The following is a 19,016-nucleotide window of genomic DNA, read 5'->3' as shown; positions in this document are numbered from 1 at the left end:
CCCGCCGCGGCGCCGCGCGGCCCCGCGTCCAGCCCGCCCGGCCCGGCGGTGGCGAGCACGGCGAAGGGGGCGGCGCGGATGAACGCGGCGTAGTGCGGGTGGATGTGGTCCACCTCCTTGATCACCGAGGCCTCGCCGGGCGTACCGTACAGCGCCTCGAGCTGCGCCGGGTCGTGGATCAGGTGCCGGTCGTCGTCCGCTATCCGCATGGGGTCCTCCGCGGGCGTGGATAGAGCGGATCGCCGACGGGCGGACACGCCCGGCGGCGTGAATCCGCGCCGAGAACAATGAGCTACGGCGAACCGCAGTCCCAGCCGGACTGCGGTTCGCCGTAGAGCATCCCCAAGCCGAGCGCACGCGCCCAGCGGCTCGGAAAATGCGCCGAATCAAAAGGCTGGAGCCGTTCCGACCCGATACGGCCAGGCTGGAACGGCGCCGGGTGCCGGCGGCGCCCGCGGGGTGCCGCCGGGGAGGAAGGCCGGCGGTCAGAGCCAGCCGCGCGCCCGGAACGGCGCCAGATCGGTGCCCGGCGGGGCGTACCAGCCCTCGCCGCCGTAGCGTGCGCCCAGGGCGAAGGCGGCCGTCTTGTTGCCGAAGGGGATGCGCAGCCGGGTGGTCTCGCGAGCCGTCTCCCCGCCCGGCTTCCCGGCCCCCGATGGCCGTCCGCCGCTTCCGCCGCCTCCCTCCGGCACGCCCGCCCCCGGCCCGGCCTTTCTCGCCGCGTCATCGTCCCCCGGCACCGTGCCCGCCGGCGCGGCGGCCACCGGGCTGTCCCCGTCCTGTCCACCCGCGTCCGGGCCAGCACCGGCCGTCCGGCGGCGGGAGCGCGGGCGCGACGCCCGGCCGGCGGCCGGCGCCCCGGCTTCCTCCTCGGCCTTGCCGCGCCGACGCATCGCGGCGGCCCGCCGCGGCCGCGCGGCAGGACGCGCCCGTGCCGGCGCTGCCGTCTCCCCCTCTCCCTCGCTCTCCCCTGGCCTCCCCCCTGGCCTCTCCCTTGGCGCCGCCTTTCCCGGTCCCGGCGCGCCGCGCTTCGCCGCGTGCGCGTCCAGGAAGCGTCGGCAGGCCTCGCCGGAGGTCGCGTAGTCGGCTGGCAGTGCCACGCCATGCTGCCGTGCCAGCGATTCCGCGTAGCGGCGCATCGCCGGCGTCGGCGCGCCCGGCGCGGCCGCCCCGCGCCGGGCGCCACCACGAGCGCCGCCACGGGGCGCGCCGCGGCCGCCGGCGGCGGAAAGCCCGGCGGGCAGGGCGGGGGCCGGGCCGGCGGTCAGCCGCTCCATGATTCGCGTGGCCTGCTCGCACACCGCGTCCAGCGCCGTGGTCACGCTCTGGCGCCCGACCAGCACCTCGTCGAGCAGCAATTCCAGCTTCGCCGTGGCACCGGGATCGACCAGCACCGGGTCCGCTTCCAGCAGCACGCCGTACAGCGCCAGCCCGCGCTCGGTCGGCACCACCAGCTTGCCGCTCGCCGTCAGCAGGTCCTGGCGCTTCAGCCCCTTGATGATCTCGGCCCGTGTCGCCGGCGTGCCGATGCCCTTGGCCTCGCGCAACCGCTCGCGCAGGCCGGAATCCTCGATGAACTGCCAGGCGTTCTGCATCGCCTCGATCAGCGTGCCCTCGTGGTAGCGCGGCGGCGGGCGCGTCTCCTTCTGCTCCACCCTGGCGTCGGAGAGCGCGGCGGGTTCGCGGTCGCGCAGCGGCGGGAGCAGTTGCCGGTCCTCGCCCTCCTCCTCGCCATCGGCGCCGAAGGCCTCGCGCCACCCCAGCTCGATCGGCTGCCGGCCGACGGCACGGAATTCATGGCCCGAAACGTCCAGCGTCGCGGTGGTCTGGCGGTAGCGGAAATCCGGCATCAGCGCGGCGAGGTAGGTGCGCGCGATCACGTCGAACAGCCGCCGCTCGTCCTGCGTGAGCCGCGGCCAGATCGCGGCGAGGTCGCCCACCGTGTTGACGTTGGGGATCACCGCGTGGTGGCTTGCCCCCTCCAGCCCGCGATCCCAGAAATGCCCCGCCTTGCCGCGCCGGACCAGGGGCGGCGCCGGCACCGGGATGGCGGCGTAGGAGCGCCCGGCGCGCAGCGCGGCGGCGATGCGCGGCGCGTCGGCGGCGAGGTTCTCGGGCAGGTAGCGCGTCTCGGCGCGCGGGTAGGTGATGACCTTCTTGCCGGCGCCGTCGTACAGCTCCTGCGCCACGGAAAGCGTGTGCTCGGCGCTCCAGCCGAAGCGGCTGCCGCAGAGCTTCTGCAGGCTCGGCAGGTCGTGCAGGCGCGGCGGCGACTGCCGCTTCTCCTCCACCTTCACCCGCAGCGGCCCCGCGAAGCCCTCGGCCCTGGCGGCGATCGCCTCGGCCTCCTCGCGCTTGCCGATCCGCTCCTTCGGCGCGTGGCGCATGCGGAAGGTGCCGGCCTCGACGCGCGCCGTCGCCACCACCTCGAAATAGGTCTCCGGCTTGAAGTTCCGGATCTCCAGCTCGCGCCGGCAGACGATGGCGAGGGTCGGCGTCTTCACCCGGCCGATGCCGATCACCGCGCGCTCGCCACGACCGAGCGTGACGGTCGCCGTGCGCGTCAGCGAGAGGTTGTACACCTGGTCCGCCTGCTGGCGCGCCACGGCGGCGGCGTAGAGTGCCGCGTACTCGGCGTTCGGCTTGGCCCGCGCGAAGGCGGCGCGGATCGTCTCCGGGTCCTGCGCGGTGAACATCACGCGCATCACCTCGCCGCGGAAGCGCAGGTGCTCGATCAGCTCCTGGCCGATGAGCTGCCCCTCGCGGTCGCAGTCCGTCGCCAGCCAGACGCGCCTGGCACCGCGCAGCGCCTCGCGGATGGCACGCAGCTTGGCCGCCTTGTTGCCGCCCGTGGCCGGCTTGAAGCCGTAGAGCGACTCGGGGCGCAGCAGGGTCGCGGTCCAGCGCTTCCAGGCCGGCACCACGTCCTCGGGCTCCTGCAGGGTGAGCAGGTGTCCCTCGGCGGGCAGGATGGCGCCGAAGCGGCCGCCCACGGCGGCGCGCACGTCGCGCGCCTGGCTGGTCTTCTCGGTGATGACGAGGTCGGTGGGCATGCCCTTCCGGTCCGCCTCAGGCTGGTCGCGCGCCCCGCGTCAGGGCCTCCGGGTCGGGCGGAATCGCCCGTCCCAGAACATACCATGAACCCGGACATGGAAAAGGAACTTCCGGGGAACAGGCACGGGCCAGCCCCGTCCGGCCCGACCGCGCGACGTGCCGGCAGCGGAAGCACCCGCCCCTGCGGGGCCCGGCCAGACCCGGGCCGAGGCTGCGAACGCGGTCCGCCGCCCGTGCGGCGAAGGCGGTTCTCTCCCCGGGCCGCCGGCGGCGGCGCCCGGCTTTCGAGGGTCCAGGCTTTCGAGGACCCAGGCTTTCGAGAACAAGGAAGAAGCCGATCCGCCGGCCGAGGCGACCGGGCGCGCGGATCAGCGCCGTCTGGCGGCCGGGGCGCGGGCCGGGGCCTCGGCGGCCGCCTTCGGCGCGGGCGGCAGGTCCTCCTCCAGGATGGAGAGGTGCAGGGAGTAGGACACCTCGCCCTCGTCCTCGTCGCGGTGCAGCGTGCCGACCACCTCGTCCTCGACCGCCACCTCCACCGACAGGCCGGGCCGCGCGGGCTTGATCAGGCGGATGCGCTCCGTGCCGAGCAGGCGGCGGAGATAGGTCTGGACGCGGGCGATGTCGGTCGGGTTCATGCCGGGGCTGCTCCTGTGTCGGGCCGGCTTCTTGGCCCCGTCGCACGCCGGGGTCCAGGCCCGTGGGGCCGGACCTGCCAGTTGGGGATTGCAGGGCTGGCGCGCCAGGGCGGATGGCGGGATTCGCCGCGCCGCCGCGGCGGCGCGCCCGGGCTCCGACACCGCGCGCCGCCGTGGCGCCCCGTTCGGCCGCCGCCCGCCGTCCCGTCGTCGCCCCCCCACGCCGGAGCCCGTCCGCGTCTGGCCTCGCCGCCGGGCTCGTGACAGGCTGCCCCCCGAACCGCCGGCATCATGCGACCGGCGCAAGGCGAACCAGCCCGGCGCAAGCCGCGAGAGACGGAAACGAGACCATGGACCAGGCAACGCCGGCGGAAACCCGCCCCATCGCCTCGCCCCCGGGCGCCCCGACCCTCACCGTGGAGGGCATGCGCGCCACCATCCGCCTCAACCGCCCCGAGGTGCACAACCGCATCGAGCCCGCCGATCTCGTCACCCTGACCGCGCTGCTCGCGCAGGTCGAGGCGGACCCGGCGCTGCGCGTCCTGGTGCTCGCGGCGGGCGGCAAGTCCTTCAGCTCGGGCTTCCACATCGGCGAGCTGGGCCAGGGCCAGGCCGACGAGAACGCCTTCGGCGACATGGTCGACCGGCTCGAGGCGCTGCGCCTGCCCACCATCTGCGCCCTGCAGGGCGGCGTCTACGGCGGCTCCACCGACCTCGCCCTGGCCTGCGACTTCCGCATCGGCGTCACCGGCATCCGCATGTTCATGCCGGCGGCCAGGCTCGGCCTGCACTACTACCGCTCCGGCATGCAGCGCTACGTCAGCCGCCTCGGCGTCGACGTCGCCAAGCACCTGTTCCTGACCGCCGAGCCGCTCGACGCCGAGGCGATGCGGCGCGTGGGCTTCCTCACCGAGCTGGTGGCGCCCGACCGGCTCGCGGCGCGGGTGGAGGAGCTGGCCGGGACGCTGGCGGCCAACGCGCCGCTCGCGGTGCAGGGCATGAAGCGGTCGCTCAACGCCATCGCGCTCGGCGGCTTCGACCCGGCCGTGATCGAGGCCTCGCAGCAGGCCGCCAAGCGCTCCGCCGACCTCGCCGAGGGCCGTGCCGCCTGGCTGGAGAAGCGGGCACCGCGCTTCACGGGCCGCTGAGCGGCGGCCCCGGGCGGCGCCTCCCCGCATGGCGGGGCCACGCTCCCCGGAGAGGATGCGCTCGAGCCGTTCCGGCCTGACCGTATCGGGCCGGAGCGGCCCTAGCCTTTTGGTTTCCCGCGTTTTCCGGGTCGCCGGGTGAGTACACCGAGCTCGAGAATGCTCCAGAGCGGATCGCCGGCGGGCGGACACGCCCGGCAGCGTGAATCCGCGCCGGGAACAACGAGCGACGGCGAAGCGCAGTCCCAACCGGACTGCGGTTCGCTGTAGCCTGCCGCCTTCCGGCGGCCGGCGGATGGGAACACGCCGTCCGCCGGCCCCGATGCCTGCATGCCCCCGGGCCGGCCGGCGTCGGGGCCTGAAGGCCGGGGGCCGGGGCGGCGCGCCGGCGACGAGGAGGAGAAGCCAGGATGCTGGTCCGTGACGTGATGACACGCGCCGTGATGACGGTGCCTCCCGAGACGCCGGTGACGGCGCTCGCCGCGCTCTTCGCCGAGCGCGGCATCTCCGGCGTGCCGGTGGTGGACGAGGACGGGGCGCTGGCCGGGATGGTGACCGAGGGCGACCTGATGCGCCGCCTCGCCGCGCCGGGCGAGGCCCCGCGCGGCTGGATCTTCGACCTGTTCCGCTCCGCCGCGCGCCAGGCGGCGGAATTCGCCCGCACCCACGGCCGGACCGCCCGCGACGTGATGTCCACCGAGCTGGCCACGGTCGCCCCCGAGGACAGCCTGGAGAAGGTCGCGGCCCTGCTGGAGAAGCGCAACATCCGGCGCGTGCCGGTGGTGCGCGAGGGCCGGCTGGTCGGCATCGTCTCGCGCGCCGACCTGATGCGCGCCGTGCTCGCCCCGCCCGAGGCGCAGGCCGCCGCGCCCTCCGACCGCGAGATCCACCGCCGCCTGCGCGAGGCGATGCGCCAGCACCCCTGGTCGGATTCCCACTTCCTGTTCGCCGAGGTGGAGAACGGCGTGGTGCGCTTCCACGGCTTCGCCCGCTCGAAGGAGATCGAGCGCGGCCTGCGCGTGATGGCCGAGGCGCTGCCGGGCGTGCGGGAGGTGCGCTTCGACCTGGCGAGGACGCCGCCCTTCGTCATCGACTGACCGCCGTGCCTCGCCGTGCCGTGCCTCGCCGGGCAGGCCCCGCCCCGCCGCGCCCCTTCCCGCCAGCCGCCCGGAACCCCCGCCGCCCGCCACGCCCGGCCGTCCCCGTCCGGCCGGCGGCGTTCCCTCCGGCGGCCGGACGGGCCATGCTGCCGCGCGCATCCGCCACCGCCCGACCGGGTGGCCCCGCTACCGCCGCCTGCGAGGGCGGGACACGCCTCAAGGAGCTGCCATGCCTTCGGACGTGACCGAGGACGCCCTGCCCGGCGGGATGCCGGGCGCCGCCGGCGAGGCGGGCACGCCGCCGGACGAGGAGATCCCGCTGCCGGAGGAGCTGCTGGAGGCCGCGAACGTCGCGCTCGGGCCGGAGGTGGTGATCTGCGAGTGCTTCGCCCGCGGCGGCCTGCAGCACGAGCCCGACATCGTGCCCACCGACGAGAAGGTGGCGATGCTGACCCGCATCGCCGAGTGCGGCTTCCGCCGGATCGAGACCACCGCCTTCGCCGATCGCGGGCGCTGGCCGCAATTCGCCGATGCAGAGGCGGTGCTGGCCGCCATGCCGCCGCGCGAGGGCGTGCAGTTCCGCGCCCTCTGCCCCGACCCGCCGGCGGTGCGCCGGGCGCTGGCGGCGCTGGAGCGCGGCCGCGGGCCGGAGGAGATCGGCCTCGTCGTCGCCGCCTCGGACGGCCACAGCCAGCGCTCCTTCGGCTGCACGCGCGCCGCGCGCTGGGAGCAGGTGGGCGAGATGGCGCGGCTGGCGGGCGACGGCTTCGTCCTGGTCGGCGCCATCACCGTCGCCTTCGACTGCCCGATCGACGGCCCGATCGCCCCCGAGCGCGTGCTGGAGGAGGCGGAGCGCTTCGTCGCCCTCGGCATCGACCGCATCACCATCGCCGACACCACCGGCAGCGCGACGCCGCCGCGCGTGCGCGACCTGGTGGGCTGGCTGCACGGCGCCATGCCCACCGCGACGCTGATCGCGCATTTCCGCGACGGCCGCGGCGCCGGCATCGCCAATTGCGTCGCCGCCTACGAGGCCGGCATCCGCCACTTCGACACGGCGCTCGGCGGCACCGGCGACGACCCGGCCCAGATCGCCCATGGCGGCGGCCCCTCGGGCAACACCAGCACCGAGGACCTGGCGATGCTGTTCCATGCCATGGGGGTCGCGACCGGCCTGGACCTGGAACGGCTGCGCGCCACCGGCCGCGCCGCCGAGGCGCTGCTGGGGCGCCGGCTGCACAGCCGCGCCGTCCGGCTCGGCGACGACGAGGGAGGATGACGACCGATGGGCAAGGAGACGGAGGCGCCGGCGGAGGCGCCGGCGGAGGCACCGGTCCTCGTCACGCGCGAGGGGCCGGTGGTGCGGGCGGTGCTGAACCGCCCGGCGCGGCGCAACGCGATGAACGCGGCGATGGGCGAGGCGCTGGACTCGCTGTTCGCCGAACTGCGCGAGGACCGCTCGGCGCGCGTGCTGGTGCTCTCGGGCGCCGGCGGGCATTTCTGCGCCGGGCTCGACCTCACCGAGGTCGGCGCCGACGGCACGCCCGAGGCGCGGCTGGCCGGCCAGCTCGACCGCAACCGGCGGATCGGCGAGCGCTTCGGAGCCTTCTCGGCGCTGCCGCAGGTGGTGATCGCCCAGGTGGAGGGGGCGGCACATGCCGGCGGCCTCGGCTGGGTCTGCGCCGCCGACATCGCCTTCGCCGCCAGCAGCGCCCGCTTCGCGGCGCCCGAGACGCTGCGCGGGCTGGTGCCGGCGCAGATCCTGCCCTGGATGGTGCGCCGCCTCGGCCATTCCGCCGCCACCCGGATGGTGCTGCAGGGCGCCGTGGTCGACGCGGCGGAGGCGCTGCGCACCGGACTCGTGCATCAGGTGGCGCCGAACCCGGCCATGCTGTCGGCGATGGTGGATGCCACCGTGGCCGACATCCTGAAGGGCGCGCCCGGCGCGCTGGCCGAGACCAAGGGCCTGCTCGCGGCGCTCGGCCCGGTCGCGCCCGAGGGCTACGCCGAGGCCGGCGCCCGCGCCTTCGCCCGCTGCGCCACCGGCCCGGAGGCGGCCGAGGGCATCGCGGCCTTCCGCGAGAAGCGCCCCCCGGCCTGGCTGGCGTAGCGCGCCGGCGCCTGCCGCCCCGCCGCCATCGACCCGCCGTGCCGGCCGGCACGGCGGGGGCGGGCCCCCCCCCCGGGGGGGGCGCCCGCCCCCCCCCCCCCCCCGTGGCGAATACCCGGGGCGCCGCGCCCCCCCCCCCCCCGCCCCCCGCGGGGGGCCCCCCCCCCCCGGGGCCGGCCCCCCCGCCGTGGCGGGGCGCCGGCCCTCGCGCCGCGCAGGTTCCGATTCGCGGGGCGCAGGCGCCCTGACCGACGAGGCCCGGGGCATCCCCCGCGTTCCGCCCGCGTTGCGGACGGAACGGATCGCCGCGCGACCCGCGGCGCCGGACCGGAGCGGCGGGACCGCGCCGTGCGCCGGTCTGAGCCCGAGCCTGGGCCCGAGCCTGGGCCCGAGCCTGGGCCCGAGGGAGAACCGACCATGAGACCGATCCGCAGCCCTGCCCGGAAGGCCTGGGTGCCGCCGCCGCTGGCCCTGGCCATCGGCCTGCTCGCGGGGCCCGCCGTGGCGGCACCACCCGTCCCGTCGGCCGGCCCGCCTCCCGCCCGGCCCGCCGCGGCGTCGCCGCTGCTTCCGGCGGCGGACTGGCGCAACCCCTACGGCAACGTGGACCGCCGCTACGATGCCGGCAACGACACCGGCGACCACGAGACGGCGCGGCTGAACGACATGCAGCTCCGCGGCGGCTACGCGCCGCCCCCACCCCCGCCCGGCTACTATCCCCCGCCGCCCCCGCCACCCGGCTACGGCAAGCCCGGCTACGGCGCGCCCTACGGGGCCCCGCCGCCCTATCCCCCGCCGCCCTATCCACCGCCGGGCTGGCCGCCGCGCTACTGAGATCCGTTCGGAAGGCCAGCCCGGCGAGGTGCCGTCGGGCCGCGATCCACCCGCCGGGACCAGGGATTCGCCTACCCGTTTCAATGTGTTCCGGCACACACACCGTGTCCCTGGAGACACGACGGCCAGCCTACTGCATGCCGGAGGCCGGACTCTGTAGGCTCCCGGATTGATCCATCTGCCCCAGTGTTTCAAGGTCCGCTGCAACCAGCCGCGATGCCGTCGAGGCCGGAGAAGAGCATGCGGCCGGATCGTTCCTGGCGGGGTGGAGACGCGCGTTTCCACATTGTCCCGGCGGTTCAGCAACTTGCCATGGCTGGTTTCGGATGCGACCAATGCGTAAACCCGTTCGGGAGCACTAGAATGCTTCGCAAGACCCATCTGGCGCTGTTCGCGGCGACGCTCGGCGTCGCCGCCTGCGCCGCCGATCCGACGCCGCCCGCCCCCATGGCGGTCGTGACGCCGCCGCCGGCGCCGCCGGCGGAGACCGTCACCGTCCCCAACGCGCTCTTCCGGGGCCGTGCCAGCCTGACCGTCGGTCAGCGCGACATCTGCATCCCGCAGGAGATGCCGTTCACCATCCGCGTGAACAACGGCACCGCCACGCTGAACGCCGGCGCCGGCCGCGCCGCGACCTCGCCGATCGCGTCGGACGGCACGGTGAACTTCAGCACCGGCGTCTGGACGATGACCGGCAAGTTCGGCACCGACGGCTTCTCCGGCCAGGCGCAGCGCGAGAGCTGCGGCTACACCGCCGCGGCCGCCGTGCCGCTGCCGGCGCGCCGGCGTTCCTGATCGGCCCCACGCCCGACGCTGCCTGACGGGATGGCGGCTGCGGCCACGCAGCCGCCGCAACCTTTCTCCGTCAGGCCGCCGTGATTCCGGATGCACATCCGGCGGTCCCGGCAATGCGGCCATGGCGGGTCGCGCTGCTGCCGGCAGCGCGGCCCGCCATGGCCGCATCGTTTTCCGGCAGGGCCGTGCCGTCCCCCTGCCCGCGCCTCGGCGCCCGTGTCGGGCGCAGGGTCCAGGACCGGATGTCCGGCCCCGTCCCGGAACGGCGCCGGCCCCGACGTGACGCGTTTCCCGGGCCGCTGGACGCGTCCGCCCGGCCTGGGGATGCTCCACCCCCGTTCCCTCCAGGCTCCCCGGGGCGCGGAGGCCGGGACATCGCCCGGGAATGCGGCAGCGGGCGGGCACCGCCGGCGGCACGGGGCATCTCCCCCCGCCCGGGAACCGGGTTGTTCAGCCCGGCAGGCCCTGCCGCAGGCATTCGGCGCTCACCGCGCCACGCGGCTCCTCCAGCGGCAGCACGATGCCGGCATCGGTGCGGATCATGGTGGCGAGACGGCTCTCGCCGTTGCGCACGAAGCCGCGGATCTGCGCCTCGCAGCGCGCCCGCTCCCGCAGCGCCGCGCCGGGCCTGGCCGTCGTCGCGGCCACGGCGCCGATCCCGGGCGCCGCATCGGCGCTGCGCTCGGACCAGGTGAGCAGCGGCAGGGCCAGGAAGGCGGCACCGGCCAGCACCGTCGCGGCCGTGAAGAGCGGGTGGCGGCGGCCGCAACCCAGGAGGCTCGGACGGAGGCGGGGGGTGAGGCTGATCTCGGTCATCGCGCGCTCCCTGGTCTGGAGGATGCCAGGGCCCGATGCCCCGTGCTGTGCGATGGAGCATCGTCCGGCGCGAGACGGGAGCGATATGAAGCGCTTCAGCGCCCCGCAATCCCGGCGCTGCAACGATGCGGCCGTCAGCAGGGCGGTCCGTCGACGGATCGCGCAAAGGCCAGGAGATTCCCGATGCGGCCGGCCCAGTTCCTCCGTTCCGCCGCCGTCTTGGCGCTCGCCGCCATCAGCGTGCTGGCGGTCGTCGTCTTCGTGGCGCTGCGCCTCGGCGTCATCAGCCCCGCCGAGGCGGGCGCGGGGGTCCAGGTGGTGGGCAACTGGCAGCGCGACCCGCGGCCCGGGAGCCAGGGGCTGCGCGGCGAGCAGCAGGTCCGGCGCGTCATCCCGGCGATGATCGAGCTGCGCACCCTGGCGAGCCGCACCGGCACCACGCAGGACGGCAGGCCACTGCTGGAGCGCGTCGCCTCGCGCACCGCCATCGCGTCGCCCCGCGCCCTCGACCTCGACGCGGTCGAGGTGGTGCTGACGGAGACGGGCCCGCGCATCCGCCTGCGCTGCGCCGACGGGGCCGCCTGCTGGGAGGTGCACTCCTACGACGGCGACGACGCGCTGACCGGGACGGCGCAGGTGCCGGTGCGCGACCTCGTATGGGACGATGCCGGCACGGTGGAGCGGGCGCGCGACCGGCTGGTGTCGCTCCTGCGCGCCGCGCGCTGACGGCGCCCGGCCCGGCGGGACGCGCCCGGCCCGCGGCCCGGGGAGGCTTTCCCCTCGCCGCGCAACGAGATGGCTGGCGCGATGCAGCATTGCGGGTGCAGCATGCCGGCCATGCCAGACGCACCTGCCCCCGATACGCTCGACGCGCTGCTGGGCCAGCTGCGCGACGCACGCGCCGCCGCCGCCCGCAACCCGTTCGGCGACCCCGTCCTCTCCACGGCGCTCGCGATCAGCCGCCAGGTCGACGATGGGGTGCTGGACATGCCCGCCCTCGGCGCGCTGGTGCAGCGCCTGGCGGATACCGCCGCCGCCGACCGCGCCGCGCGCCTCGCCCGCTACGTCGGCCTGTCCGACGCGTCAGCGGCGCCGGACCCGGAGATCCTGCGCCACCTCGCCGAGCGTCTGGCCCGCCCCGACCCCGAGGACAGCCCGGTGCCCTTCGCCGCCTATCGCGCGGCGATCGAGCGCATCCGCTTCGCCGTGGTGTTCACGGCGCATCCCACCTTCTCCATGCCGCCGGCCACCGGCGCCGCCATCGCCGCCGCGGCCTCCGGCACGCCGCTGCCGCGCGGCCTGCGCCACCGCCCGACGGCGCCGACCCTGCACGAGGAGTTCGTGCAGGCGGCCGACGCCATCGCGCGCGGCCGCGACGCCATCGACGCGCTGACCGGGGCGCTGCTCGACGCGGCGCAGGGCATCTGGGGCGAGCGCTGGCTCTCGCTGCTGCCGCGCCCGGTGATCCTCTCCACCTGGGTCGGCTACGACACGGACGGGCGCACCGACATCGGCTGGTGGGACACGCTGCGCCTGCGCCTGACCATGAAGCGGCTGCAATTGAACCGGCTGGCGGCGCAGCTCGCCCCGCTCGGCGCCTGCGCCGCGCCGATCGCGGCGCGCGTCGACGAGGCCCGGCAGGCGGTGGCGGCGCAGCTCGACGCGGTGCCGGACGCGCCCGATGCCGCCGCGACCGAGGCCTTCGCCGCCGCGCTGGTCGGCGGCCGGGAGGCGGCGCTGACCACCCTGGCCCCGCTGCTCGACCTGTTCCCCGCGGCGATCGAGGCGGCGCCGGACGCCGCCGCGAAGCGGGCCCTGGTGATCGCCCGCGCCGGCCTCGCCTCGCACGGGCTCTCGCTCGCGCACACGCATTTCCGGCTGAACGCCACGCAACTGCACAACGCGCTGCGGCTGCGACTCGGCCTCGCGGCGGCGCCGGAGGAGATGGCGCAGCGCCGCTCCCTGCTGGCGCAGATCAACGCGGCGCTGGCCGAGGTGACGCCGCAGCCGGTCGATTTCGGCGCGCTGCTGGCCGAGCAGGCCTCGGCGGTGAAGCTGATGATGACCATCGCCCAGCTCGTGAAGCACATCGACGGCAGCCAGCCCGTGCGCTTCCTGATCGCCGAGACCGAGACCGGCTACACGCTGCTCGGCGCGCTGTGGCTCGCGAAGCGCCTCGGCATCGACGGCATGATCGAGATCTCGCCGCTGTTCGAGACGGCCGAGGCGCTGGAGCGCGGCGAGCGCGTGCTGGAGGAGGCGCTGCGCTCCCCGCACTACCGCGACTACGTCCGCCGCCACGGGAGGCTCTGCCTGCAATTCGGCTACAGCGATTCCGGCCGCTATGTCGGCCAGCTCGCCGCCTCCTACCTCGCCGAGCGGCTGAAGATCCGCCTGGCCGAGCAGCTCCGGCGCCACGGCCTGACCGACATCGAGCTGGTGCTGTTCGACACGCACGGCGAGAGCATCGGCCGCGGCGCCCACCCGGAGAGCCTGCGCGACCGCTTCGCCTATCTCTCGCCGCCCCAGGCGCGCGCCGCGCTGGCGCAGTCGGGGGTGCGGCTGCGGGAGGAGAGCAGCGTGCAGGGCGGCGACGGCTACCTGCTGCTCGGCACGCCGGCGCTGGCGCTGGCCACCATCACCCGCGTCGCCGAGCACGCCTTCAACGCCGCCGGCGCCGGCCTGCCCGACCCGATCTACAACGAGCCCGACTGGGCCGCCGACTTCTTCATGACGGCGCGCCGCAAGGTGCAGGAGCTGGTGGAGGACCCCGGCTACGCCGCCCTGCTCGGCGCCTTCGGCCCGGCGCTGCTGGACCGCACCGGCTCGCGCCCGGCGGCGCGGCAGTCCGATGTCGGCGGGCCGCGCCGCATCTCCCACCCCTCGCAGCTTCGCGCCATCCCGAACAACGCCATCCTCCAGCAGCTCGGCTTCATGGCCAACACGCTGCACGGGCTCGGCGCCGCGGCGCTGGCCAACCCGGACCTGTTCAACGACCTGCGGAAGCGCTCGCCGCGCCTGCACCGCGCCCTCGGCATGGCGGTGCGCGCCGCTGCCTGCTCGGACATCGACGTGCTGCGCGCGACCATCGACAGCCTCGATCCCGGCCCCTGGCTCGACCGCGCCGGCTTCACCACCCGGCCCGGCCGGCGCGAGGCGCTGATGAGCACCGCCTCGGCGCTGGGGCGGCTCGACCTCTCCCCGGTGCTGCGGCGCATGTTCCACCGCCTCCAGGCCGACCTGCTGGCGCTGCGCGCCGCCTGGCCCGACCTGCCGTCCATGTCGGACCGGCTGGTACTGCTGCACGCGCTGCGCCTCGCGCTGATCCACCGCGTCTGGCTGCTGGCCGTGGCGCTGCCGGAGTTCACGCCCCGCCACGGCGCGACGCGCGAGGCGCTGGTGCAGGCCATCCTCCAGCTCGACGTGGAGCCGGCGCTGAAGCTGCTGATGGAGATCTTCCCCGCGCGGCCGGACCCCGCCACCGGCCTCGACTTCCACGAGCCCGCCCCCTCGCGCGCCGATGCCAGCTACGCCAGCGAGCACGTCAGGCTGTTCGACCCGCTGCGGCAGTATTTCGGCCTGATGCGCGAATGCTCGGCCGCCATCTCGCACGAGGTGGGCGCGTTCGGCTGAGGGGGGTTGCTCCCGGCGTTCGGGCATCGGGGAAGGCTTCGCCTTTCCCGCGTCCCATCCGTCGGGAGGGCGGGGCCCTCCCGGACCTCCGCTCGCGCGGGCCCCGCGCGTCGGGAGGCGCGGGCCGCTTTCCGAACGGGCCGGCCCCGCCCGTCCGCGCCCCGCGGCCAAGCCACGCCGTAGCTCGTTTTCTCGGCGCGGATTCACGCCGCCGGGCGTGTCCGCCCGACGGCGATCCGCTCTATTGCAGGTTGCCCCAGCGGGAGACGGCGGGCTCGGCGCTGGCCCACTTCCACGCCTCGCCCTGCCGGCACACCGTCGCCGCGAACCAGCGGCGCGACGCGTCCGCCTCCTTCTCCACCACCGCGAACAGGATCTCCCGGCACTCCGCCAGCGGGGTGTCGATCCGCCGCACCACGCGCAGCTCGCCCGCCGCGTTGCCGATCGGGATGTCGTGCCGGATCTGCCAGCGCGCCACCACGCCGGGCTCGGTGCGGCCGGCCACCGCCGCGATCGCGTCCTGCTCGCCACGCGCGCGGGAGCGGCCGTAGTAGCGCACCCCGGCACTGGTCGCCGCCGCCACCGCGACGCCGCTCGCGAATCCCACCGCCGGGTTGCCCGACGCCCCGCCCGTCACCACCGCCGTCACCGCGCCCGCCACCTGCGGCGCCGCCTGGCAGCCGGCCAGCAGGAGGGCCGGCAGCGCGGCGAGCAGCGGCAGCCCCGCCCGGCCCGGCCTCGGGCCCACGGCGCCGCCCGGCGGCCCGGCCGTGGCCCCGCCCCGGCCACCGCGAAGGGGCGAGGCCCCCTTCGGGGCCTGCCTGCGGGACGGGCCGGTCGGTCCGGCCGGCCGCCTCATTGCAGCGCGCCCCAGCGCTCCGTCGCCGGCTCCGCCGAGGCCCAGCGCCAGCGTTCGCCGTCCCGACAGATGATGGCGGTATAGAAGGCGCGTCGCGGCTGCCGGTCCTCCACCGTGTCCACCGAGAACACGATCTCCTTGCAGGCGAAGCCGGGCGCGCCGATCAGCCGCACCACCGCCACCTGTCCCTGCTCGTCGGGCTCGATCGGCACGCTGTGGCGGATGCGCCATTCCGCCACGAGGTTGACCGGCAGCGGCCCGGCGGCGGCGGCGATGCTGTCCTGCGTCGCGGCGTGCACGCGCCGCTGCGCGTATTGCAGCGCGGCGCTGGCGCCGGCCGCGACGCCGAGGCCGATGCCCGCCGCGACCGCCGTGTTGTCCGTCACGGCGCTCGCGATTCCCGTTCCGGCGATACCCGCGGCGCTGGAGGTGGTGGCGGTGAGCAGCGGCCCGCAGCCGCCGAGGCCGAACAGTCCCGGCAGGGTGGCGAGCAGCAGCGCCACCTTGCCGGCCGGCTGCCGAATCGGGCCTGATCCCATGGGGTTGGGCAACTCTCCTCAATCCGTCTCTAAGCCATAGGCGAAACCGCCCGGGTCGCCAAGCACGGGCGTGCCGCTGTCGCGCCGCGAGGGTTGCTGCTACTGCCGTCGCGGCGGGGCCGCGCCGGTCGGTCGGCGGGCCGGGAAGGACGGGAATGCGGATGGAGCGCTTCGTCGAACGGTGCATCGTCGTCAGCCGCTGGCTGCTGGTGCCGTTCTATCTCGGGCTGATCCTGGCCCTGGTGCTGCTGTTCTTCGTCTTCGCCAAGGAGCTGCTCTACGTCGCCGCCAATCTCGGCCAACTGGACGAGAACCGCGTGATCCTCGGCCTGCTCTCGCTGATCGACCTGACCTTCGCCGCCAGCCTGACCGTCATCGTCATCTTCTCGGGCTACGAGAACATGGTGTCGCGCCTCGATACCGGCCGGCCGGCGGCCTGGCCGATCTGGCTCACCACGGTCGATTTCGCCGGCCTCAAGCGCAAGCTCTTCGCCTCGATGGCCGCCATCTCCGCCGTCGCGCTGCTGAAGGGGCTGATGAAGCTCGACATCAGCGTCAGCGAGACGCAGCTCACCTGGCTCGTCATCATCAACGTCGTCTTCATCGTCGGCTACGTGCTGATGGCGGTGGCCGACTGGCTGATCGAGAAGGACCACGGCGCGCACTGATACCCGCCCGCACGAGCGCGGGCCCGCATGACGTCGCCGCGCCCGCTCGCCGCAGGCGGCCGGGGCCGTCAGGCGGCCCCGCCGGACGACGGGCCGTCGCCGCCAGCCGCGCCGGCCTGCCCGTCCGCCCCGTCCCCCGGCGCCGCCGCGCGGCCCGCCGCCTCGCCGGCCGCGGCATCGCCCTCCCCGCCGGGCACGATGCCTGCCTTCCCGTCCGCCGCCTTCCCGTCCGCCGCGGCAGCCGCCGCGTCCCCGTCCGGCATCCCGTCCGCGGCCGGCCCGCCCACGCCGCGTGTCCTGGGATGGTCCTGCACTAGGTGGTGGATGAAGCGCAGCTTGCCGATCACCGTCGGCGAGAGGATGAACGGGTAGAGGTCGGGCTGCCCCATCGAGCGGTTGAGGCTGTTCACCGCCGAGGAGAGCGGCAGCCAGTTGTCGATGACGCGGTCGAAGTCCGCCTCGCGGTACGGATCGAAGGCGATGGTGGCGTGCCACTCGGGGCGGCTGTCGTTGCGCGGATGCACCTCCAGCCCGTAGGCGTTGGCGGTGTCCAGCGTGTCCACGATGTGCAGGTAGTGCGCCCAGGTCTCGGCGAAGTCCTCCCAGGGATGCATGGTGGCGTAGGCGCTGACGAACCGGTCCTGCCAGAAGGGCAGCGGCCCCTTCGCGTAGTAGTGGCGCAGCGCCTCGGCGTAGCTGGCGCGCTCGTCGCCGAACACGGCGCGGCAGTCCTCGAGGCGGCCCGCGTCGCGCACCAGCCGGTCCCAGAAATAGTGCCCCACCTCGTGCCGGAAATGCCCGAGCAGGGTGCGGTAGGGCTCGCCCATCGCGGCGCGCATCCGCTCGCGCTCCGCGTCGTCCGCCTCGCGCAGCGCGATGGTGACGAGGCCCTCCAAGTGCCCGGTCATCACCCGCGGCCGGCCCGGACCGGACGGATCGGGCAGGAAGTCGAAGGCGAGGCCGCCCTGCGGGTCCTCGTCGCGGTTCACCAGCGGCAGGCGCAGCCGCACCAGCGAGTAGAACAGGTGGTGCTTGGCCAGCTCCAGCCGCCGCCAGCGGGACAGGGTGACGGAATCGCGCGCTTCCGGCATGCGGTTGTTGTGCCGGCAGGCCGGGCAGCGGCGCGCCGCGCCCGCCGTCCCCTGCTCCACCGGCACCAGCCAGTTGCAGAGCCCGAGCGCGGCATTCTCGCAGAAGCGGTAGCGCCGGTCGGGGCGGACCAGGGGCTGCCAGATCTCGCCCGCCTCGGCGAAGAGCAGCGCGATGTCGTCCGCCGGCAGCAGGCCGCGATCCTCCAGCACCGCGCGCGGCAGGCCGGCCGCTTCCAGCACCACCCGCAGTGCCGCCTCGCCCGGCGGCTCCAGCGCCGAGACCAGGCCGACATCGGGCAGGTAGCCGAGGCGATGGCCGCAGCGCTCGCAGAGCGTGTTGTCGAAGTAGACGCGCTGCGCGCAGGACTGGCACTTGAACAGCCGCATCGAAACATCCGCCTCCCGGCACCGGCGCCTCACGCGCCCTCGTCCGGCGTCGCCTCCCTTCCGTTACGCTGTCCCGGCCGGCACGGATCCGCAACGCGCCATACCGGCCGGCGCCCGGGGCACAGCCTCAACGGCCCCGGCCCCGGCGGGATGCAGCGCCGATGCGACGTCATACGGGTCCGCACTTGTGCGAACCCGTATGATACGCCGGTTCGGCGCGCGGCCGCCCCACCGGCCCCGCGCGCGATACCGGCCCGCACGAGTCAGGACTTGTGCGGGCCGGCATCACTCCCGCGCCATGCCCATCTCGCGCAGCACCCGGCGATTGGTCTCGCTCTCCTCGGCGAAGCGGGCGCGGAATTCGGCGCCCGTCGCGAAGCTCGGCACCGAGTTCAGCCGTGCCGCGGCGGTGCGGAAGCTCTCGCTCGCCACCGCCTTCCGGCAGGCGCCCTCCACCGTGGCCGCGATCGCGTCCGGCAATCCCGCCGGCGCCACCAGCCCGCCGGCCGAGCTGCCGACGATGGGAAACCCCGCCTCGGTCACGGTCGGCGCGTCCGGCAGGCCGGGCAGGCGCCGGGCGCCGAACACGCCCACCACCGGCAAGCCGGTGGAGGCCGGGATCGAGGGGCTCTCGACGAAGGCCATGACCTGCCCCGCGAGCGCCGCCTGCGCCATCGGCCCGGCGCCGGTGAAGGGGGCGTGCAGGCCCTCCACCCCGGCCGCGCGCAGCAGGCGCGCCAGCAGGATGTGCTGCGTGCTGCCCTGGCCGGGCGAGGCGAAGACCAGCGCCTCCCGCCCCGTCCGCCCGAAGGCCACCATGCCGGCGAGATCGCGGAACGGCGCGTCGCGGCCGAGGATCAGCACCTGCGGGTTGTCGTAGACGAGGCAGAGGAAGCGGAAGCTGTCCAGCGTGTAGGACAGCGGCACGAGGTGCGGCTGCGCCGTCAGCGGCGTGTTGGGCGACAGGCCCAGCGTGTAGCCGTCGGGCCGGGCACGGGCCAGTTCGGCGTCGCCGATGGTGCCGGAGGCGCCGCCGCGGTTGACCACCACCACCCCCTGCCCCATCGCCTCGGTCAGCGCCTGCTGCAGGGCACGCGCCATCAGGTCGGTGTTGCCGCCGGGCGGGTAGGGCACGATGAGCTGCACGGGGCGCGAGGGATAGGGTGCCTCCTGCGCCCGGCCGGGGATCGCCGTCCCCGCCGCCAGGAGCGCCGCCAGCAGGCAGCCCAGCCCGTGGCCCGGCAGGCGGCATAGCCATCCACGCATGGTCGTTCCCCCGGAAGTTCCGTCCGGCGCAGCATGGCCGCCCGGCGCCGGGGGCTCAACCGGGGAGGCTGCCCGCCCGGC

16 protein-coding genes and 1 pseudogene are annotated in these 19,016 nt (G+C 75.5%); 9 read left to right on the top strand and 8 right to left on the bottom strand.

The window, feature by feature from the left end:
• From M0638_RS11070 to M0638_RS11060, 3 genes and pseudogenes are all read right to left on the bottom strand, one after another.
• A pseudogene (locus M0638_RS11070) lies at positions 1-209 on the bottom strand (MSMEG_1061 family FMN-dependent PPOX-type flavoprotein); the annotation flags it as partial.
• Between the two features lie 276 nt (positions 210-485).
• Positions 486-3,053: a DNA topoisomerase gene (locus M0638_RS11065; protein ID WP_248667045.1), complete on the bottom strand. Its 2,568-nt coding sequence runs from the start codon at positions 3,051-3,053 to the stop codon at positions 486-488.
• Between the two features lie 369 nt (positions 3,054-3,422).
• On the bottom strand, positions 3,423-3,689 hold the full coding sequence (locus tag M0638_RS11060; RefSeq protein ID WP_248667044.1) for a DUF3126 family protein: 267 nt from the start codon (positions 3,687-3,689) through the stop codon (positions 3,423-3,425).
• Positions 3,690-4,039: 350 nt separating this feature from the next.
• Between M0638_RS11060 and M0638_RS11055 the strand changes: the two genes are divergently transcribed.
• The 6 genes from M0638_RS11055 to M0638_RS11030 all read left to right on the top strand — a co-directional run bounded on the left by M0638_RS11055 (position 4,040) and on the right by M0638_RS11030 (position 9,676).
• On the top strand, positions 4,040-4,837 hold the full coding sequence (locus M0638_RS11055; protein ID WP_248667043.1) for an enoyl-CoA hydratase/isomerase family protein: 798 nt from the start codon (positions 4,040-4,042) through the stop codon (positions 4,835-4,837).
• 410 nt (positions 4,838-5,247) lie between these two features.
• Complete coding sequence (locus tag M0638_RS11050) at positions 5,248-5,934, top strand: CBS domain-containing protein (protein WP_248667042.1); 687 nt, start codon at positions 5,248-5,250, stop codon at positions 5,932-5,934.
• Between the two features lie 232 nt (positions 5,935-6,166).
• A complete protein-coding gene (locus M0638_RS11045; RefSeq protein WP_248667041.1) occupies positions 6,167-7,216 on the top strand; it encodes a beta/alpha barrel domain-containing protein in 1,050 nt (349 codons plus the stop codon).
• Between the two features lie 6 nt (positions 7,217-7,222).
• On the top strand, positions 7,223-8,047 hold the full coding sequence (locus tag M0638_RS11040) for an enoyl-CoA hydratase/isomerase family protein (RefSeq protein WP_248667040.1): 825 nt from the start codon (positions 7,223-7,225) through the stop codon (positions 8,045-8,047).
• A gap of 417 nt (positions 8,048-8,464) precedes the next feature.
• On the top strand, positions 8,465-8,881 hold the full coding sequence (locus tag M0638_RS11035; RefSeq protein WP_248667047.1) for a hypothetical protein: 417 nt from the start codon (positions 8,465-8,467) through the stop codon (positions 8,879-8,881).
• Between the two features lie 363 nt (positions 8,882-9,244).
• Positions 9,245-9,676, top strand: a complete 432-nt coding sequence (locus M0638_RS11030) for a hypothetical protein (protein WP_248667039.1) — start codon at positions 9,245-9,247, stop codon at positions 9,674-9,676.
• A 450-nt stretch (positions 9,677-10,126) separates the two neighbouring features.
• On the opposite strand, the gene M0638_RS11025 is transcribed toward M0638_RS11030, so the two are convergent.
• Positions 10,127-10,492 (bottom strand): hypothetical protein, encoded by a 366-nt coding sequence (locus M0638_RS11025; protein WP_248667038.1) that lies wholly within the window; start codon positions 10,490-10,492, stop codon positions 10,127-10,129.
• Between the two features lie 183 nt (positions 10,493-10,675).
• On the opposite strand from M0638_RS11025, the gene M0638_RS11020 reads away from it, so the two are divergent.
• Together M0638_RS11020 and M0638_RS11015 are read left to right on the top strand one after the other, a co-directional pair.
• On the top strand, positions 10,676-11,218 hold the full coding sequence (locus M0638_RS11020; protein ID WP_248667037.1) for a hypothetical protein: 543 nt from the start codon (positions 10,676-10,678) through the stop codon (positions 11,216-11,218).
• Positions 11,219-11,329: 111 nt separating this feature from the next.
• Positions 11,330-14,125: a phosphoenolpyruvate carboxylase gene (locus tag M0638_RS11015; protein WP_248667036.1), complete on the top strand. Its 2,796-nt coding sequence runs from the start codon at positions 11,330-11,332 to the stop codon at positions 14,123-14,125.
• Between the two features lie 241 nt (positions 14,126-14,366).
• On the opposite strand, the gene M0638_RS11010 is transcribed toward M0638_RS11015, so the two are convergent.
• Both M0638_RS11010 and M0638_RS11005 read right to left on the bottom strand, forming a co-directional pair.
• Positions 14,367-14,873, bottom strand: coding sequence for a hypothetical protein (locus M0638_RS11010; RefSeq protein ID WP_248667035.1), 507 nt, complete (start codon positions 14,871-14,873; stop codon positions 14,367-14,369).
• A gap of 107 nt (positions 14,874-14,980) precedes the next feature.
• Positions 14,981-15,523, bottom strand: a complete 543-nt coding sequence (locus M0638_RS11005) for a hypothetical protein (protein ID WP_248667034.1) — start codon at positions 15,521-15,523, stop codon at positions 14,981-14,983.
• Between the two features lie 161 nt (positions 15,524-15,684).
• Between M0638_RS11005 and M0638_RS11000 the strand changes: the two genes are divergently transcribed.
• Complete coding sequence (locus M0638_RS11000; protein ID WP_248667033.1) at positions 15,685-16,191, top strand: TIGR00645 family protein; 507 nt, start codon at positions 15,685-15,687, stop codon at positions 16,189-16,191.
• 68 nt (positions 16,192-16,259) lie between these two features.
• On the opposite strand, the gene M0638_RS10995 is transcribed toward M0638_RS11000, so the two are convergent.
• Entirely contained in the window at positions 16,260-17,669 is a 1,410-nt protein-coding gene (locus tag M0638_RS10995; protein WP_248667032.1) for a zinc-binding metallopeptidase family protein, read from the bottom strand.
• Positions 17,670-17,954: 285 nt separating this feature from the next.
• Complete coding sequence (locus M0638_RS10990) at positions 17,955-18,935, bottom strand: tripartite tricarboxylate transporter substrate binding protein (protein WP_248667031.1); 981 nt, start codon at positions 18,933-18,935, stop codon at positions 17,955-17,957.
• Positions 18,936-19,016: the final 81 nt, after the last annotated feature.

Source organism: Roseomonas acroporae (assembly GCF_023223525.1).
Classification (GTDB): domain Bacteria; phylum Pseudomonadota; class Alphaproteobacteria; order Acetobacterales; family Acetobacteraceae; genus Roseomonas_E; species Roseomonas_E acroporae.
This window is presented reverse-complemented; position numbering and strand designations above follow the sequence as displayed.

Excerpts from the sequence above, each read along its gene's own strand:
- M0638_RS11015 (WP_248667036.1), top strand. The coding sequence starts at position 11,330 with ATGCCAGACGCACCTGCCCCCGATACGCTCGACGCGCTGCTGGGCCAG.
- M0638_RS10990 (WP_248667031.1), bottom strand. The coding sequence starts at position 18,935 with ATGCGTGGATGGCTATGCCGCCTGCCGGGCCACGGGCTGGGCTGCCTG.
- M0638_RS11040 (WP_248667040.1), top strand. The coding sequence starts at position 7,223 with ATGGGCAAGGAGACGGAGGCGCCGGCGGAGGCGCCGGCGGAGGCACCG.
- M0638_RS11065 (WP_248667045.1), bottom strand. The coding sequence starts at position 3,053 with ATGCCCACCGACCTCGTCATCACCGAGAAGACCAGCCAGGCGCGCGAC.
- M0638_RS11045 (WP_248667041.1), top strand. The coding sequence starts at position 6,167 with ATGCCTTCGGACGTGACCGAGGACGCCCTGCCCGGCGGGATGCCGGGC.
- M0638_RS11005 (WP_248667034.1), bottom strand. The coding sequence starts at position 15,523 with ATGGGATCAGGCCCGATTCGGCAGCCGGCCGGCAAGGTGGCGCTGCTG.
- M0638_RS11030 (WP_248667039.1), top strand. The coding sequence starts at position 9,245 with ATGCTTCGCAAGACCCATCTGGCGCTGTTCGCGGCGACGCTCGGCGTC.
- M0638_RS11050 (WP_248667042.1), top strand. The coding sequence starts at position 5,248 with ATGCTGGTCCGTGACGTGATGACACGCGCCGTGATGACGGTGCCTCCC.
- M0638_RS11055 (WP_248667043.1), top strand. The coding sequence starts at position 4,040 with ATGGACCAGGCAACGCCGGCGGAAACCCGCCCCATCGCCTCGCCCCCG.
- M0638_RS11060 (WP_248667044.1), bottom strand. The coding sequence starts at position 3,689 with ATGAACCCGACCGACATCGCCCGCGTCCAGACCTATCTCCGCCGCCTG.
- M0638_RS11035 (WP_248667047.1), top strand. The coding sequence starts at position 8,465 with ATGAGACCGATCCGCAGCCCTGCCCGGAAGGCCTGGGTGCCGCCGCCG.
- M0638_RS11020 (WP_248667037.1), top strand. The coding sequence starts at position 10,676 with ATGCGGCCGGCCCAGTTCCTCCGTTCCGCCGCCGTCTTGGCGCTCGCC.
- M0638_RS11000 (WP_248667033.1), top strand. The coding sequence starts at position 15,685 with ATGGAGCGCTTCGTCGAACGGTGCATCGTCGTCAGCCGCTGGCTGCTG.
- M0638_RS11025 (WP_248667038.1), bottom strand. The coding sequence starts at position 10,492 with ATGACCGAGATCAGCCTCACCCCCCGCCTCCGTCCGAGCCTCCTGGGT.
- M0638_RS10995 (WP_248667032.1), bottom strand. The coding sequence starts at position 17,669 with ATGCGGCTGTTCAAGTGCCAGTCCTGCGCGCAGCGCGTCTACTTCGAC.